Below are 16,510 nucleotides of genomic sequence, written 5' to 3'. Positions count from 1 at the left end.
GCCACTTCGCGCCGCGCCCCGTCGCGGTGCCTGGGTGGGCCGCGCCATCGTGCTCGTGCTGGGCGCGATCGGTGGTGCGGCGCTCTGGGCGACGTCGTGGCCCGGGCATCGCGAGACCGGGAACTGGTTCTTCCCGGTGAGCTGGCGTGGGCTCGACGCGAGCCCGTGGGCGCTCGCGTTCGCGCTGCCGATCCCGGTGCTCGCGATCGCCGCGATGCGCGCCGCCTCCGCCCGCCGCCACGCGCGCGCGCTCGCGCTGCTGGTGATGACGAGCCTCGCAGCCCAGGGCGCATCGCTGCTGCTCGTCGGGCCCTCGCTCGAGACCGCGCTCGATCGTTTCGCGGGCGGTCACGCGGAGTTCCTCGTCGCGGCGCACGCGCACGAGGGGCGCATCGCCGAGACGATCCGCGCCTATCCCGAGCGCGTCGCGGAGGGCGCGCTCGGTGGGTTCGCGCCGAGCAAGCCGCCGGGCACGTTCGCGTACTACGCGCTGATCGACCGCATCGGCGGGGACGAGACGTTTCGCGCGCTGGTGCGCCCGCTGCGCGAGCTGGTGTGGGCGCGCCCGCCGCTGCGCCGCATCGTCGACGGTGCGACCGCGGGGATCGTGCTCTTCCCGATCTCGACCGCGCTCGTGGTGCTGCCGCTCGTGCTGCTCGGTCTCGCGCTCACCGGACGCACGTCGGTGGGCTACGACGCGGCGCTGCTCTGGGCGACGTGCCCGGTCGTCCTCGTGATCACGCATCACACCGACGGCGCGCTCTATCCGGCGATCGCGACGCTCGCGTGCGCGCTCGCGGGGCTCGGGGCGCGGCGCGGATCGATCGTGCTCTCGATGCTCGGTGGGGCGACGCTCGGGCTCGGGCTCTGGTGCAACTACGGGCTCCTGCCGGTGATCGGCCTCGCGCTCGGCGCGCAGATCGTCGCGTCGATCGACGTGGTGCGCGGGCTGGGCGCGCGGCGGGTGATCGCGCGGAGCGCGGCGCACGTCGTCGCGCTGGTCGCGGGGCTCGCGCTCGGGCTCGGCGCACTGATCGGGGGAGGTTGGTTCCCCGAGCCGATCGAGGGCTATCACACCGCGATCGACTACCACTACCGCTGGAAGCTCGGCTTCGTCGGGGGGCGGTGGGGGCTCACCGGCGGGCTCGAATTCTGGGCGTGGACGGGGCTCCCGATGTTCCTCGCGTTCCTCGTCGCGTGCCTGCGCTCGCTGCGGGTGGTGCGCGTCCCGGCACATCGCGCGCTCGCGCTGGCGACGCTCGGCCTGCTCGCGGTGCACCTCGTCGTGATGCTCTACGCAGGCTCGAACGAGTCGGCGCGGCTCTGGCTCTTCCAGGTGCCTTTCTTCGCGACGGTGATCGCGGCGGACCTGCGCATCGCGTCTCCCGTCGGACGCCCGCGCTTCCTGCTCGCGCTCGCGGTGATGGCGAACCTCGTGCTCGTCCCGATGACCCGCGCCGGGCAGGTCTGGTGAGCGTGCTTGCCAGGAGGACCGGCGCTCGGTAGTCCTCTCGCCGATGTCCGAGCCCGAGACCGAGGCCGAGCCCACGAGCGCGCCCGCAGAGCCCGTGCCCGCTCCCGACGCCGAGAGCGCCACCGTCTCGGAGCCCGAGCCCCCGCCCGCACCGGCGACGCCCGCGGCGCCGGCGGGCCCGGTGCACGCCCCGACGAGCCTCGGCGAGCGCATCGTCGAGCACTTCACGCTGCGGCGCGCGCTCGGGGTGGAGGCGAAGCTCGGTGACGCGGCGCGAGAGCGCCTCGCGCGAACGCTCGCGCTCGGGACCCAGCGCGCGGACGCCGCGGAGTCGCTCTGGCAGAACGGGCACTCGGCGGAGGGCCTGCGCCTCGGGGTCGAGGCGCTCGACGTCACGCTCGACGCGCTCCCGATCTACGCGGGCGCGATGAGCGTGCCGGGCGCCGACTTCGAGGCCGATCCCAAGGCGGCGCGCGCCGCGACGCTGCGGGCGCGGGGGGTTCGCCCCGACGCGATCGCGGCGATCGAAGCGGCACGCGAGGCCGCGCACGCGAGCCCGCTGCCGGTCGAGGAGCGCGAGGTCACGCCCGCCCACACGAGCCTCTGGCGCCAGATCGCGGGCGCACAGCACACGGTCGGCCGGGCGCTCGCGGACGCGGCGCGCTCGCGGCGACAGCTGCGTACGACGTCGATCGGGCGCATCGCGAACACGGTCTTGATCGTCGGTGTGGTGCTGGTCGGCTGGTACTTCGCGACCCGTGAGCCCGAGGGTGTGTTCGCCGACGCGTCGGGGGTCTGGGCCGACAGCGACACGTTCTCGCCGGACAAGGCGATCGACGGGCGCGCCGACACGTTCTGGCTCGCGCCCGACGGCGTCGAGGCGACGCTGGACGTGCGGATCTCGCCGCCCCGCCGCGTGGATCGCGTGCGCCTGATCAACGGGACGAACCCGCCGCACCTCGATCGCGGCACGCGCGACTACCGCGTCGAGGTCTTCTCGGACGGCGAGGTCGTGCGCACCGAAGAGGGCACGCTCGCGCAGGACGCGACGCCGGTCGAGCTCGAGGTCGGCACCGACGCGGTGCAGCGCATCCGCTTCACCGCGCGCTCGCACTACCGCAACAGCGCGGGCCTCGCCGAGCTCCAGCTCGAGTAGTCGATTGGGCCCGGTGCGACCGTCCCGCTCGACGATCCTGCGCTCGCACAAGCTGCCCTCGCCGCGCGCCACGCTCGTCCTCGGCGCGTGCTTCGCGTGGCTCGTCGTGCTGCTGATCGTCGACCCGATGCCGGGCACGGTGCACGGCGACGGCTACTACACGTGGCTCTGGGCGCGATCGATCGTCTTCGATCAGGACGTCGACTTCGAGCGCGACTACGAGATCTGCGACGATCCGTGGGGCCTTCGGCACACCCAGCAGGGCGACGTCATCAACCAGTGGAACCCGGGGCCCTCGCTGTTCTGGATCCCGATCCTGCTCTTCGACGTCGCGACCGATCACCCCGCGCTGCACCATCGCGATCCCCGCTATCGGCTCGGCTGCATCGGACCGCTCGCGGAGCGCGCGGTACGGGGATCGCTGATCGCCGGTGTGCTCACGATCGTGATCGCGTTCGTCGTGGCGCGTCGCGCGTTCGGCGAAGGTCCAGCGCTCTTCGGTGCCGTCGCGATGGGCGTGCTCACGCCGCTCACCTACTACGCGACGATGTTGCTCTCGTACGGGCACGCCGCGTCGGCCGCGACCGGTGCGCTCGTCGTGCTCGCGTGGGATCGCGAGCGCCGTCGCCCTTCGCGCTGGGGCTGGGTGTGGCTCGGCGTCGCGACCGGCCTCGCGATGCTCACGCGACCGCAGAACGCGGTGATCGCGATCCTGCCGCTCTGCTTGTGGATCGAGCGCGCGTGGGGCCGCATCAAGGAGCGCGACGGACGCGGGCTCGGGGTGCTGGTCGGGTGGGGCGTCGTCTACGCGCTGGTGACCGCGCTCGTGTTCGCGCCGCAGGTCTGGCAGTGGTGGGACAGCCAGGGCGAGCTCTTCTTCCTGCCGCAGGGCCGTCACTACCTGCGCTGGGGCGCGCCGCGCCTCGACAAGGTGCTCTTCTCGACGTCGAACGGGCTCCTCGTGTGGAGCCCGATCCTCTACGTCGCGGTGATCGGGCTCGTGATGCTGGCGTGGAAGCGCGAGACCCGATCGATGGGCCTGCCCCTCCTGCTCTTCTTCGCGATCAGCACGTACGTGAACGCGAGCGTGTACGACTGGTGGGGCGCGCTCGGGTTTCCCGGCCGTCGCTTCGACTCGGTCTCGGTGCCGTTCGCGATCGGGATCGCGGCGGTCGCCAGCGAGGTGGTGGAGCGACAGCGGCGCGGGCGCAGCGTGGCCCTCGGCGCGCTCGCGACCGCGATCGTCGTGGTGCTCGGCGCGTGGTCGACCGGCACGCAGGTCGGTGTCGCGCAGGCGCTGCGGACCGACGTCGCGCACTCGTCCGAGCGCATGTGGATGGACATCTGGGGGCGCATCGCGCGCCCGGTGCGCGAGCACGTCGGCAACCCGCTCGCGTGGCCCGCGTCGATCCCGTTCGCGATCCGCCATCGCATCTCGCCGCGCGCGTGGGACGTCGCGGGCGCGCCCGAGCTCTTCTTCCACGAGTGGCTCACGCTCGCGCGGCGCGCCGAGGAAGCGACGTTCGACTTCGTCGAGCGACACCAGGAGCTGCTCGTCGGGTTCGACGAGGACGTGCGCACGATCCAAGGGCGCCGCGTGCGCGGGGTGCGCGAGGGATATGCGCGCGCGATCGTGCCGATCAGCTGGCCCGAGATCGGCGCGCTCCGCTTCGAGGTCGCGCGCCCGCCCGACAGCGAAGGCCCGGTGCACGTGTGGCTCGAGCTCGACGGCGAAGACCTCGGCTCGTGGCGCGTCGATCCGACCACGCGCGAGCTGCGCGTGCCGGTGATGCGCGAGCACCAGGGCATCTGCGAGCTGCGGATCCGCGTGGTCGGCGGGTGGCTCGGCTTCGGCAAGATGGAGATGCTCGATCCCGAGCCCGCCCCCTCGGTCGAAGAGGCGGCGCACCTGCGCGCGATCGCGGAGCGCCGTCGCGCGTGGAGAGCGGCGCGTCACGGCGACGCGCCCGCCGAGCCCTGATCAGCGCGGGAAGGGCGTGCGGTACTCGCCGCGCCGCTCGAACACGTAGACCGGCATGTGATCGAACGCGACGGCGAGCATCTCCGCGTCGCTCTCGTCCCACACGATCGGCCCGAGCCGCGGCTCGCGCGCGAACGTCGCGACGAGCTCGAAGCCGGTGTCTCCGTCGAAGAGCGCGCGATAGAAGCGCGACTGATCGCGCGCGCGCCATCGCGCCTCGGGGTGCGTGCCCCGGCGCAGATAGAACTCGTCGACGACCACGAAGCGCGCGTCACGCAGCAGCGAGTCCACGTGCGCCGGGACGTCGGCCGGGCGCGACTGCCACATGCGCCGGACGCGCAAGCCCGGCATCGGCGGGCGATCCACGCCGACTCCGTCCTCGTTGCCGCCGAGCGGCGCGGAGTACGACGCCTCCGGCCCGAGCACGACGATGTCCCCGCGCTCCGCGTGATCGAGCAGCCAGCGCCCCGCGAGCGCGCGCGGATCGGGCTCCCAGAACATCGCGGTGAACGCGATGCCGCGCGCGAGCCCCGCCGCGATCACGAGCGCGACCAGCGCGCGCCGCCACGCGCCGCGATCCCACGCCCGCGCGCACCACAGCCCGGCGCCGAGCAGCAGTCCCGGCACCACGGGGATCGCATAACGAATCGTCTTCACGCCCCACGGCCCGACCAGCAGGAACGTCGGCAGCGCCGCGAGCAGCGCGATGCGCGCGCCCTCTCCATCGCGCCGCCACCACCGCGCCATCCCGACGATCCCCGCGATCATCACGGGGATCCCGACCGCGTACGGGATCACGTGGGTCAGCAGGTACAGGAACGGCGTCGTCCCGTTGTAGGTGAAGCGCCAATCCCAGAATTCGTAGTCGGAGTCGGTGTACTGCGAGAGGAACACGTGGCGCCCGCTGCGGTTCGCGGGCACGGCGAAGTACGCGTCGCGATCGAAGAACGCCCACGGGCAGAGCAGCGCGTAGATCGCGATCGTGACGACCACGACGATCGCGAAGCGCTTCGTCGCGAGCGCTGCGATCGAACGCCCGACCCAGTGCCGCGCGAGGAAGCGATCGCTCCGCAGCAGTCCTTCGTTGCCCGTGCTCGCCGCGATCGCGACCGGCACCACCGCGAGCAGCACGAGCCCGGTCATCTTCGTCGCCGCGATCAGCCCGAGCGAGATCCCCGCGTAGAGCGCGCTCCCGGAGCGTCCAACGCGCGCGAGGCGTGCGCACGCGTGCAGCAACATCGCGGCCCACACCAGCACGAGCGAGTCGGTCGTCGCGTAGTGCGACGCCTGCACGAGCCCGGCGCAGAGCGCGGAGAGCCACGCCGTGATCACACCGGCGCGTGGGCCCGCGAGCTTCCACGCCGCGAGGCCCATCAGCGCGATCGCGATCGCCGATCCGATCGCGCCGAACACGCGCACGAGCTGGGTCCAGCGCAGGAACGAGTAGGGCTCTCCGTCGTCCCACGCGTCCATGCCGGCCACGACGTAGGCCCAGGAGTCCGGGTAGCGCTGCGCCTCCTCGCGCGCCTCGTCGAACCCGCCGAGGAACGCCCACTTCAGAGCGAGGGCGAGCTCGTAGATCACGGGCCCGTAGGTCGTCGTGTCGGGCCGCCACTCGCCGCGCGTCATGCCGCGCCACTCGATCGACGCAGCCTCCCACATCACGAAGCCGCGCTCGTCGGGATGGAACAGGAACGGGTCGCCCCAGGTGACCGTCGACAGGCGCAGCGCGCCGCCGACGAGCGTCGCCGCGATCAGCGCGAGCAGCGACGCGCGATCCGCGTTCGAGCTCGTCCTCGGGGCGCGCACGGCGCGCATCGTATCCGGGGGGCGCGGAAGGTCACGCGCTTTCTCCTCGGGTTTCTCGCTGCTCGCGGGGCGTGCAATCGCGCGCGGACGCGGCTACACCTCGGGGCTTCGGATGGACGGGAGTGTGGCACGCACCGAGCCCGGAACGCGCGCGGGGACGCGCTGCCCGATCTGCCAGGGCGAACGTCATCGCCCCGTGTTCGGCGCGACGCTCCCCTGGGTCGTCGAGTGCGAGCAGTGCCACCTGCGCTTCGCCGATCCGCAGCCCTCCGACGACCAGCTCGGCGCGATCTACGACGAGCACTACTACGAGCAGTTCGGCTTCGTCGAAGGCCCGCACAGCTCGGACGCCGCGCTGGCGCGCACGAAGAAGGCGACCTACGCGAGCGTGCTCGACGTCGCCGAGCCCGCGCTGCGCTCCGACGGTCGCCGCTTGCTCGACGTCGGATGCGGCCTCGGGTTCTCGCTGCTCGCGGCGCAGGAGCGCGGGTTCGACGCGGTCGGCATCGATCCGCTCGCGCCCGCCGATCCCGCCGCGCGCCCCGGCCGCCGCGTGCTGAGCGCGACGCTCGAGACGTTCACGCCCGACGCGCCCCTCGACGTCGTCTCGATGATCGACGTGATCGAGCACGTGCGCGATCCCGTCGCGACGCTGCGCCGCGCCGCGGAGCTCCTCGCGCCCGGCGGCGTGATCGCGCTCGCGACGAACGACTCGAGCAGCCTCGGCGCGCGCGTCCTCGGCCCGCGCTGGACGCACTACCACCGCGCGCACCTCTGGTTCTTCACGCCCGCGTCGCTCTCCGACGTCGCGCGCCGCGCCGGGCTCGAGGTCGTGCTGACCGCGCCCGCGCGCCGCACCTACAACCTCGAGTACATCGCGTCGATCCTCGCGCGCGGGACCAACTTCGACGCCGCCGCGAAGGTCGCGCGCGTCGCGCTCGCCATCGCGCCCGAGCGCGTGAAGCGCGCGGCGTGGCCGCCTGTGTCCGAGGGGTTCGTCCTGGTGGCGCGACGCGCTCCGAACGCATGACGCGCGAGCGTGTGGTGCGCGGGCTCGGGGTCCTCGTCGTCGCGCTGATCGCGATGGGCGCGTTGTGGTCGCCCGCGTTCCTCACCGGCGCGAGCGGCTGGGGCGACTGGCAGTGGTTCCATCACATGTGGGAGGCGGGCCGCGTCGCCTACGTGCGCTGGGGCGAGCTCCCGCTCTGGAACCCGCATCACTGCGGAGGCGTGCCGCTCTGGGGCAACCCGCAGGCGCAGGTCTACTCGCCCACGTACCTGATCTTCGCGCTGCCCTTCGGGACGAACCTCGGCCACAAGCTCTTCGTCCTCTTCCACGCGGTCGTCGGCTTCGCGTCGATGTACACGTTCGCGCGCCGCGAAGTGTCGCTCACGCGGATCGCATCGCTGCTCGCGGCGATCGCGTGGTGCGCGTCGGGCTTCTTCGCGTGGCACGGCGCGGGCGGCCACGCGACGTTCCTCGCGTTCTACTACGCACCGGCGCTGCTCCTCGCGTGGCGCGCGGCGGAGCGCGATCTCCGGTGGTGCGGCGTGGTCGCGGCGTGGATGGTGCTCATCGTCCTCGAGGGCGGGCACTACCCGTTCCCGTACTTCGTGCTGCTGCTCGCGTTCGACGCGCTGGTGCGCGCGTTCGCGCTGCCGCGCCTCGTGCCTCGTCTCGCCGCGGTCGCTGCGCTCTCGGGCGCGCTCACCGGTCTGCTCGGCGCCGCACGCTTCCTGCCGATCCTCTTCGCGCTGCGCGCGAACCCGCATCCCGTGCCCGATCCCGACTGGCTCTCGCCCTCGGAGATCCTCGAGATGCTCACCGCGCGCACCCACGACTACCGCTTCGCGGGGCACGGCTGGGTGTGGCCCGAGTACGGCGCGTACGTCGGCTGGGCGATCGTCGTCCTCAGCGCGCTCGGGCTCGCCGCGGCGTTCGCCTCGATCACCGCGTCGCGCACCAGCGCCCGCTCGCGCGCGACGATGCTCTGGCTCGTGCTCGGCCTCGTGCTGTTCTTCCTGTTCACCCAGGGCAGCGCGACCCCGCACCATCCGTGGCCGCTCCTCCAGGAGCTCCCGTTCTACCGATCGATCCACGTCCCCTCGCGCTTCCGCGTCCTGCTGATCTTCTTCATGGCGCTGCTCGCGGGCGTCGCGCTCGATCGCATCGCGCAGGCGATCGCGTCGCTCCCGGTGCGCGCCGACGTGCGCGCGCTGTCGTGGGCGATCCCGTGGACCCTCGTGCTCGCGATCACGATCGATCTCTACGTGATCAACGTCGGCATCATCGATCGCTGGAACGAAGAGCCGGTCGGGGTGCGCGCGCCGGTGGATCACCACCTCGTGCGGGGGCGCAGCTACCTCGACGAGTACGCGAACTATCCCTCGGAGAACGTCGGCACGATCGAGTGCTACGACCCCGTCCCGTGGCCGCGCTCGACGCGGCTCTGGCTCGGCGAGGGCCCCCAGGCGCGCATCGTTCCCGAGGAAGCAGGGCGCGTGATCGCGTGGGGCCGCACGTCGCTCACGGTGTGGGCCGACATCGAGCTCGACGAGCCCGCGCTCGTCGTGTTCAACCAGAACCACGCGGACGACTGGACCAGCGCGCAGGGCCAGGTGATCTCCGACGACGTGCGGCTCGCCGTCGACGTGCAGCAACCGCGCGGCCGCATGCGCGTCGAGGCGCGCTACTTCCCGCGCGATCTGCCGTACACCGTCGGGCTCTCGCTCACCGGCGCGATCGCGTGCGTGGTGCTCGCGCTCGCGCCGTGGCGCCGTCGTCGCGCCCGTCAGGCCGGCGCGCCCACGGTCTGATCGCTCGCGCGCGCCGGCGCGGTCGTGGTGCCCAGCATCTCGTCGATCACCGCCGCGTAGTCGAGCAGGTGGCGGATGCCGAGGAACTGCACGCGTGCGCGCTCCTTCGCCGCCGCGCCGATGCGATGGCGCCGCTCGGGATCTCCGACCAGCCCCGCCAGCGCGTCCGCGAGCGCGTCGAGGTCGTGCGCATCGTCGATCATCACGCCGCTCTCGCCCTGGACGATCTGATCCTGGATGCCGCCGGTGCGCGACGCGATCACCGCGCGCGCCTTCCACATCGCCTCGGTGACCGTGAGCCCGAAGCCCTCGTGCAGGCTCTTCTGCACGACGATCTCGGCGTGCCGCTGCAGCGCGTTCACGATCGCCGCGTTCTCGTCGACGTCGGCGGTCGGCAGCATCGCGAGCGTGATGCGCGCGCGCGCCGAGGGCGGCAGCTTGTACCAGCCGTCGAGCACGTCGTGGTACACGCGCGGCCCCTCGGGATCGTCGGCGACCGCGTGCACGTTGGGCCCCGCGAGCACGAGCGCCGAGTCGCCCGCGCGACCGCTCGCGATCAGCTTCGCGAACCCGCACATCACGCCGTGCATGTCCTTCAGCGGATCCCACCGCGAGACCTGCACCACGAGCGGCACGTCGATGCCCGGCGCGGGCCCGGCGCGCACGATGTCCGCGACGCGCTCGACCCGCGCCGGCGAGCCGTCACGACGCACGTAGACCGGCGACGCGCGATCGGGGCACGGCCCCGCGAGCACGCCGACGTGCGCGAGGATCGCCCTCACGACGTCGACGTCCATCTCCTCGTTCTTCGGCGAGAACGCGTCGATCGAGGGCTGGATGATGCGGATCCGCGGCCCGTCGAGCTCGCGCGGCACGTACTCGCGACGCGAGAACACGAGCACCGGCACGCGCTCGAGATAAGGCCGGAGGAACGCCCATCCTGCGTCGACCTCGGGCGTGCGTGCGTCGGCGCCGATGTGACAGCGCCAGATCACGCGCGCCCCTCGATCGATCAGGTGCGGCGCCATCCCCGCGGTCTGCGGGTCGTGCAGGATCACGACGTCGCCGGGACCGAGCCGCAGCGCGAGCTCCGATGCGTTCGCGGTGCACGTCGCCTCGTAGAGCGGGCGATCCACCTCGCGCGGCGGCCCGCCTTCGCCTGCGCTCCCGTGCAGCGCGTGGTGGACGCGCTTCGTGAGCACGAAGAACTCGTGCTCGCCGTGGATCACGACCCACCGCGCGTCGATCTGCATCCCGCGCGCGTACGCGAGCAGCGAAGGCAGCATCTCCGCGACGCCGCCGCCCACCGCGGTCGAGTTCACGTTCCACACCGCGCCGCCGCGGAGCTTCTCGCGGATCGACGCCGCGAACGCGAGCGTGGTCGCGACGCGCTCCGGCCCGAGCACCGGGACGAAGCGCTGGAGCGGGACGGCGCCGATCTCCACGTCCGAGATGAGGCCCATGAAGGTTGACGTAGGCGCAGCGCCCCGGCTCACGACGGGGAGTCCAGGCGAGCGCGTCGTGTTATGACGCACCTCGTCATGGGACCCGCACGCCCGTCGTTCGAGGAGTTCGTCGCGCTCCGGCGCGAGTCATCGATCGTTCCCGTCACGCGCGAGGTGCTCGCCGACACGCTCACTCCGGTCGCCGCGTACGCGGCGCTCGGCGGCGGCGAAGGCAGCTACTTGCTCGAGAGCGTCGTCGGCGGAGAGAAGTGGGCGCGCTACTCGTTCGTCGGGTTCGATCCCGATCTGCGGGTGCGCGGTCGCGGCGACCGCTACGAAATCCGTAGCGGCTCGCTCAGCGGTGGTCGCGTCGAGACGAGGACCGGCGTCGATCCGTGGAAGGAGCTGCGCGCGACCCTCGCGCAGTACCGCGCGCCCGAGGTGCCGTGGCTGCCGCGCTTCTGGGGCGGCGCGGTGGGCTACGTCGCCTACGACGCGGTGCGCGCCTTCGAGCCGAGCGCGCTGCGCAAGGACGATCGCCGGCCCGCGGAGGAGTGGGACTTCTCGTACGCGATCGGCGGCCCGATCGTGATCTTCGACTCGCTCAAGCAGACCGCGCGTGTGGTGCTGCCGGTGCGCTCCGACGTTCCCGACGCGCGCGCCGCGTACGACGACGCGCTCGCGCGCATCGACGGCGTCATCGCGCGCATGCAGCGCAACGTCGCCCTGCGTCCGATGAGCCCGCCCGGCCCTCCGCGCCACGATCGCCCGCTGCCCGCGAGCTCGTTCGATCGCGATCGCTTCTGCGCCGCGGTCGAGCAGGCGAAGGAGCACATCCGCGCCGGCGACATCTTCCAGGTCGTCGTCTCGCAGCGCTTCACCGTGCCGAGCGAGGGCGTCGACCCGTTCGACGTCTACCGCGCGATGCGCGCGATCAATCCGTCGCCCTACATGTTCTTCCTGCGCTTCCAGGAGTGCCGCATCGCGGGCGCGAGCCCCGAGACGCTGGTGCGCCTCGAGCACGGGCGCGCCGAGGTCCGGCCGATCGCGGGCACGCGCCGTCGCGGCGCCACCGAGGAGGACGACGCGCGCGCCGCCGAGGAGCTGCTCGCCGATCCCAAGGAGCGCGCCGAGCACGTGATGCTCGTCGATCTCGGTCGCAACGATCTCGGTCGCGTCTCGCGCCCGGGCACGGTGCGCCTGACCGAGAAGATGGTGATCGAGCGTTACAGCCACGTGATGCACACGACGTCGAACGTCGTCGGCGATCTCGAGCCCGGCCGCGACGCGCTCGATCTGCTCGCCGCGACGTTCCCCGCGGGCACGCTCAGCGGCGCGCCGAAGGTGCGCGCGATGCAGATCATCGACGCGCTCGAGCCCGAGCCGCGCGGCATCTACGGAGGCGCGGTCGGGTACCTCTCGTGGAGCGGCAACATGGACGTCGCGATCGCGATCCGGACCGTCGTGGAGCAGGGCGGCGAGCTGCGCGTCCAGGCAGGTGCCGGGCTCGTCGAGGCGAGCGTGCCGGAGTCGGAGTACGACGAGACGGTCAACAAGGCCCGCGCCGCGCTCGCGGCGATCGAGGCCGCGAAGAGCTGATCGTGGTGTCCGACACTCGGCTCGCCGGCGCAGGGCCCTCCCGTCCGCGTGCGCCGCACGCTCCCGTGCCCCTCCGCCAGCGAGCACTCCAGCTGGGCTGAGCCGCCGCGCCTGGGCGTGCAGTCCGCTGCACACCCAGGACCGAGATGGCGTGCACGCGCGTGCACGTCGTCGCGTTCACCCTTCGTTCTCTGCCGGCGCGTTTCGTGCGATCGTGGCCGCCACTTCGGAGGGACCGGGATGGCGATGATGCGTACGAAGGTGCTCACAAGGGTGGTGCTCGGGCTCTCGCTCGGGCTCGCTGCGTGCGGTGGAGACGATGGGCCGCCCGAGGGGTGCGACCGTTGGGTCGAGCCGGGCGGCGACGCGCGCGCGAACGTGCAGACGATGTTCGAGGAGGCGGTGGACGGCGACGTTCTCTGCTTCACGCCGGGCACCTACACGTTCGACGACGGCGTGAGCATCTCGGACAAGGCCGACATCACGATCCGCGGCACCGGCGAGGATCGCGAGGACGTGCTCCTCGACTTCTTCGAGATGGGCACTGGCAACAGCGGCATCAACGCGACCTCGATGACGAACTTCACCATCGAGAACATGCGCGTGATCGACGCCGCGGCGAACGACGTGTTCATCACCGACTCGACCGGCGTCACGATCCGCAACGTGAGCGCGGGCTGGACCGATCGCCGCGCGCCCGAGGCGCACGGCCGCTACGCGCTCTATCCCGTCCAGTCGACGCAGGTGATCGTCGAGGACAGCGAGGCGTTCGGCAGCGTCGACGCGGGCATCTACGTCGGTCAGACCGACCGCTGCATCGTGCGCAACAACCTCGCGCACGGGAACGTCGCGGGCATCGAGATCGAGAACTCGCTCGACTGCGAGGTCCACAACAACATCGCGCGCGACAACAGCGCGGGCATCCTCGTGTTCGAGCTGCCGGGCCTCGAGCGTCAGGGCCGCCGCACGCTCGTGCACCACAACGAGATCACCAACAACAGCGCGCCGAACTTCGCGCCCTCGGACGTCGGCATCATCGCGCTCGTGCCGGCCGGCATCGGCTTGATGATCCTCGCGGCGAACGAGGTCGAGGCGCACGACAACACGATCACCGGCAACGTCAGCACCGGCGTCGCGATCGTCTCGTACTTCGTGCCGCTCGCGCTCGGCGCGCCGATGCCGGACGATCCCGAGTACGACTTCTACTCGGAGAGCATCTACCTCCACGACAACACGTACGAGGACAACGGTCAGATGCCGACGTCGGCGTTCCTGATCATCCTCGGCGCGCAGGATCCGCCGGGCTCGACGCTCGAGGACATCCTCTGGGACGGCATGATGCGCGAGGGCCAGGAGCCGGGCGACGTGCTCTGCCTCGACGAGACCGGCACCTACCGCATGGCCGTGATCGACAGCGATCCGACGAGCATGGACGACCCGCTGTTCGGCGTGCAGTCCACGGATCGCGCGCCGGTGACCTGCACCGGCATGACGATCGATCCCGCATTCTGATCCTGCGCGAGGTGGTGACGTCGTGAAGCGCTCGTTCTCGGTCCTCCTGGCGATGGCTTCGTTGCTCGCGAGCTGTGATGGCTCGGGCGGCGAGAGTGGTGCCCCGATCTCGACGCGCGGTCTCTTCGAGGACGCGCGCACGCAGACGCCGAGCGAAGGCGTCGAGCCCTACGAGATCGTCGCGCCGCTCTTCTCCGACTACGCGAGCAAGCATCGCTTCATCCAGGTGCCCGAGGGCGAGCGCATCACGGTCGGCGAGGACGGCTACTGGGACTTCCCGGTCGGCACGATCCTCGTGAAGACGTTCGGGTTCCCGATCGACGCGCGCGATCCTTCGCTCGGCGAGCGCATCATCGAGACGCGCTTGCTGATCCGCGAAGAGGATCGCTGGCGCCCCGAGGTCTACATCTGGAACGACGACGTCAGCGAGGCGTATCTCACGCCCGCGGGGCGCATCGTGCCGGTCTCGTTCGTCGACGCGCAGGGCGAGACGGTCGAGCTCGACTACCGCGTGCCGAGCCACACGCAGTGCAGCAACTGCCATCGCTCGAGCGACGGGCTGCGCCTGCGCCCTCTGGGCCCGCGCACCGCGCAGATGGATCGCATGCACGCGTACGCGGACGGCGCGGAGAACCAGATCGATCACCTCGTCGAAGCGGGATGGCTCGACGCGCGCCCCGCGACCGACGACGTGATCATCGACTACGAGGCGGTGCGGAACGATCCCGAGGCGACGTTCGAGGAGATCGACGCCGCGGCGCGCTCGTACCTCCACGCGAACTGCTCGCACTGCCACCGCGACGGAGGCCCGGCCGATCAGAGCGGGCTCTTCCTCGAGATCGAGGCGATGGACCGCGGCCACCTCGGCGTCTGCAAGGTCACGGTCTCGGGCGGATGCGACTTCGGTCGCGCGGTGATCCAGCCCGGCGCCCCCGATGCGTCGATGATGGTGTGCCGCATGGAGAGCACGGAGGCGGGCATCAAGATGCCCGAGCTGCCGACGGTGCTCGCGCACACCGAGGGCGTCGACCTGATCCGTCGCTGGATCGCGGCGATGCCCCCGGACGACTGCGGGTTCAGCGACTGATCAGAAGCGCGCGCCGACGTTGAAGAGATGCATGAAGTGCTCTCGATCGACGTCGTACTCGAGCGTGTACGAGAGCAGCATCGGGCCGTGCATCAGGTTGATCACGGCCATCGGGCGCACCGACCAGTCGTCGGTCTCGTCGTCGCGCCAGCGGATCACCGGGCCTGCGCCTTCGTCGACGATCTCCGCGACGCGCGCCTCGCGGCTCCACCGCGTGACCGACGCGCCGAGCGCGAGCTCGAAGTGCATCGCCATGCGGCCGAAGACGAGGATCTGTCGCCAGCCCACGTACGCATCGCCGCGGATGCGATCCTTGGTGACCGAGGCGACGTCGCTGCCGGTCGGCTCGAAGCTCGAGTAGAAGTACGAGAAGCGACCGACGAGCACGAACGCGTCGAGGCCGACGACGCCGATCATCAGCGTGCCGCCCCAGAGCCAGTCGGGATCTTCGTAGACCGCGCCGAGCGCGAGGCCGCCCGTGAGGTTCCACCGTCCGCCATAGCCCTCGGGGCTGGCGAGGCGCGAAGTGAGATCGACGAGCGCGGGCACCGCGGGCATCGAGTGCACCGTCGGGCCCATCATGCGGTCGTGCGCGGGGCCGAGGATCGCGACGACCTCGCCGGCGCAGGTGACGATCGGGCTGCCCCGCATCGTCGAGATGCGCGCGTCGGTCTGGATCGCGCGCTCGCCGCGTGACGCGACGACGCCTTCGCTCACCGCCCACGGCAGCGTGCCGCGGAACGTGCCGGGCAGGAACCGCGGCGCTTCGCTCGCGGGCGCGCCGACGAGCACGACCGGCATGCCCACGCTCACCACGTCCCACGGGGCGATCGGCAGCGCGGTGCCCGGCAGCGGCGCGTCGAGCTCGATCATCACGAGCTCGTCGGAGTCCGCGGTCAGCACGATGTGCCCGCGACGACGATTGCCCTGCGCGTCGGTCACCGTGATGTCGTGCCCCTGCTCGACGATGCGCAGCACGCTCACGACGTGACGCGAGTCGACGACCAGCACGCCCGCGCCCGAGCGACCTCCGCTCTCGACGTGCACGACCGAGTCGCGCGCTCGCGTGTGGGCCTGGCCGGCGCACGTGGTCGCGGGCGCGACGACGGTCTCGGGCGTCGGCGGCGGCGGGGTCTCGACCGGTGGAGGCGGGGTCTCGACCGGTGGAGGCGACACGTCCTGCGCGGATGCGAGCCGAGACACCAAGACCGACGGCGCGACCAGCGCGACCGCGAGCACGAGACGAGCGCGCGAGTGCATCGCGTTCGATGTAGACGCGCCACGGTGGGCGGTCCACCTGCGCGCCCGGGAGCGAGGCGACGATGAGCGCTCGATGCCGGTGTCGTGGCTCCCTTGGCTCGCGCTCGCGCTCCAGATCGGCGCGGCCGTGCTGACTGCGCGCGGGAGCGCGCTCGCGTCCCTCGTCGTGCCCGCGTCGTGGGCGCTCGCGGTGCTCGCGTGCGTGACCGTCGCCGCCGCGAAGGGATATCCGAGGTGGCTCGGGATCTTCTGCGCGGTGCTGGGGCTCGGGATCGGGCCGCTGATGGTGATCGCGCTCCCGACCCTGAGCGACGCGGACGACGCGGCCTGAGGACGCCCGCGCGCGCAGGACGCGTGATGGTGACGCTGG

The 16,510-nt window shown here is 71.9% G+C and carries 12 protein-coding genes; 9 read left to right on the top strand and 3 right to left on the bottom strand.

Annotation, left to right across the window (positions count from 1 at the left end; translation table 11 throughout):
• The first annotated feature begins 34 nt into the window (after positions 1-34).
• The 3 genes from I5071_RS16480 to I5071_RS16470 are packed head-to-tail and all read left to right on the top strand — an operon-like array spanning position 35 to position 4,611.
• Positions 35-1,474: a hypothetical protein gene (locus I5071_RS16480; RefSeq protein ID WP_236606415.1), complete on the top strand. Its 1,440-nt coding sequence runs from the start codon at positions 35-37 to the stop codon at positions 1,472-1,474.
• Between the two features lie 43 nt (positions 1,475-1,517).
• Positions 1,518-2,630, top strand: a complete 1,113-nt coding sequence (locus I5071_RS16475) for a discoidin domain-containing protein (protein ID WP_236606414.1) — start codon at positions 1,518-1,520, stop codon at positions 2,628-2,630.
• Positions 2,631-2,643: 13 nt separating this feature from the next.
• The gene (locus I5071_RS16470; protein ID WP_236606413.1) at positions 2,644-4,611 is read left to right on the top strand and encodes an ArnT family glycosyltransferase; all 1,968 of its coding nucleotides are present in this window, start codon (positions 2,644-2,646) and stop codon (positions 4,609-4,611) included.
• On the opposite strand, the gene I5071_RS16465 is transcribed toward I5071_RS16470, so the two are convergent.
• Positions 4,612-6,420 carry an ArnT family glycosyltransferase gene (locus tag I5071_RS16465; protein ID WP_236606412.1) on the bottom strand — a complete coding sequence of 603 codons (1,809 nt, stop codon included), beginning with the start codon at positions 6,418-6,420 and terminating at the stop codon, positions 4,612-4,614.
• 112 nt (positions 6,421-6,532) lie between these two features.
• On the opposite strand from I5071_RS16465, the gene I5071_RS16460 reads away from it, so the two are divergent.
• Together I5071_RS16460 and I5071_RS16455 are read left to right on the top strand one after the other, a co-directional pair.
• The gene (locus I5071_RS16460; RefSeq protein ID WP_236606411.1) at positions 6,533-7,450 is read left to right on the top strand and encodes a class I SAM-dependent methyltransferase; all 918 of its coding nucleotides are present in this window, start codon (positions 6,533-6,535) and stop codon (positions 7,448-7,450) included.
• The gene (locus I5071_RS16455; protein WP_236606410.1) at positions 7,447-9,237 is read left to right on the top strand and encodes a hypothetical protein; all 1,791 of its coding nucleotides are present in this window, start codon (positions 7,447-7,449) and stop codon (positions 9,235-9,237) included. Before I5071_RS16460 ends, I5071_RS16455 begins: the two co-directional genes overlap by 4 nt.
• On the opposite strand, the gene I5071_RS16450 is transcribed toward I5071_RS16455, so the two are convergent.
• Positions 9,213-10,700: a glycosyltransferase gene (locus I5071_RS16450; RefSeq protein ID WP_236606409.1), complete on the bottom strand. Its 1,488-nt coding sequence runs from the start codon at positions 10,698-10,700 to the stop codon at positions 9,213-9,215. The two genes, I5071_RS16455 and I5071_RS16450, sit on opposite strands and share 25 nt — an antisense overlap.
• A gap of 78 nt (positions 10,701-10,778) precedes the next feature.
• Between I5071_RS16450 and I5071_RS16445 the strand changes: the two genes are divergently transcribed.
• The 3 genes from I5071_RS16445 to I5071_RS16435 all read left to right on the top strand — a co-directional run bounded on the left by I5071_RS16445 (position 10,779) and on the right by I5071_RS16435 (position 14,880).
• Positions 10,779-12,281 (top strand): anthranilate synthase component I family protein, encoded by a 1,503-nt coding sequence (locus I5071_RS16445; RefSeq protein WP_236606408.1) that lies wholly within the window; start codon positions 10,779-10,781, stop codon positions 12,279-12,281.
• Positions 12,282-12,542: 261 nt separating this feature from the next.
• Positions 12,543-13,793 carry a parallel beta-helix domain-containing protein gene (locus I5071_RS16440; protein WP_236606407.1) on the top strand — a complete coding sequence of 417 codons (1,251 nt, stop codon included), beginning with the start codon at positions 12,543-12,545 and terminating at the stop codon, positions 13,791-13,793.
• 22 nt (positions 13,794-13,815) lie between these two features.
• Positions 13,816-14,880 carry an SO2930 family diheme c-type cytochrome gene (locus I5071_RS16435; protein WP_236606406.1) on the top strand — a complete coding sequence of 355 codons (1,065 nt, stop codon included), beginning with the start codon at positions 13,816-13,818 and terminating at the stop codon, positions 14,878-14,880.
• On the opposite strand, the gene I5071_RS16430 is transcribed toward I5071_RS16435, so the two are convergent.
• On the bottom strand, positions 14,881-16,140 hold the full coding sequence (locus I5071_RS16430; RefSeq protein WP_236606405.1) for a S1C family serine protease: 1,260 nt from the start codon (positions 16,138-16,140) through the stop codon (positions 14,881-14,883).
• Between the two features lie 73 nt (positions 16,141-16,213).
• On the opposite strand from I5071_RS16430, the gene I5071_RS16425 reads away from it, so the two are divergent.
• Positions 16,214-16,471 (top strand): hypothetical protein, encoded by a 258-nt coding sequence (locus I5071_RS16425; protein WP_236606404.1) that lies wholly within the window; start codon positions 16,214-16,216, stop codon positions 16,469-16,471.
• Positions 16,472-16,510: the final 39 nt, after the last annotated feature.

The organism is Sandaracinus amylolyticus (assembly GCF_021631985.1).
GTDB lineage: Bacteria > Myxococcota_A > Polyangia > Polyangiales > Sandaracinaceae > Sandaracinus > Sandaracinus amylolyticus_A.
The sequence above is the reverse complement of the archived record's forward strand: the minus strand, read 5'-3'. Positions and strand labels throughout refer to the sequence as shown.

Coding starts and splice junctions, on each gene's coding strand:
- I5071_RS16430 (WP_236606405.1), bottom strand. CDS start 16,140: ATGCACTCGCGCGCTCGTCTCGTGCTCGCGGTCGCGCTGGTCGCGCCG.
- I5071_RS16475 (WP_236606414.1), top strand. CDS start 1,518: ATGTCCGAGCCCGAGACCGAGGCCGAGCCCACGAGCGCGCCCGCAGAG.
- I5071_RS16455 (WP_236606410.1), top strand. CDS start 7,447: ATGACGCGCGAGCGTGTGGTGCGCGGGCTCGGGGTCCTCGTCGTCGCG.
- I5071_RS16445 (WP_236606408.1), top strand. CDS start 10,779: ATGGGACCCGCACGCCCGTCGTTCGAGGAGTTCGTCGCGCTCCGGCGC.
- I5071_RS16450 (WP_236606409.1), bottom strand. CDS start 10,700: ATGGGCCTCATCTCGGACGTGGAGATCGGCGCCGTCCCGCTCCAGCGC.
- I5071_RS16425 (WP_236606404.1), top strand. CDS start 16,214: ATGCCGGTGTCGTGGCTCCCTTGGCTCGCGCTCGCGCTCCAGATCGGC.
- I5071_RS16460 (WP_236606411.1), top strand. CDS start 6,533: ATGGACGGGAGTGTGGCACGCACCGAGCCCGGAACGCGCGCGGGGACG.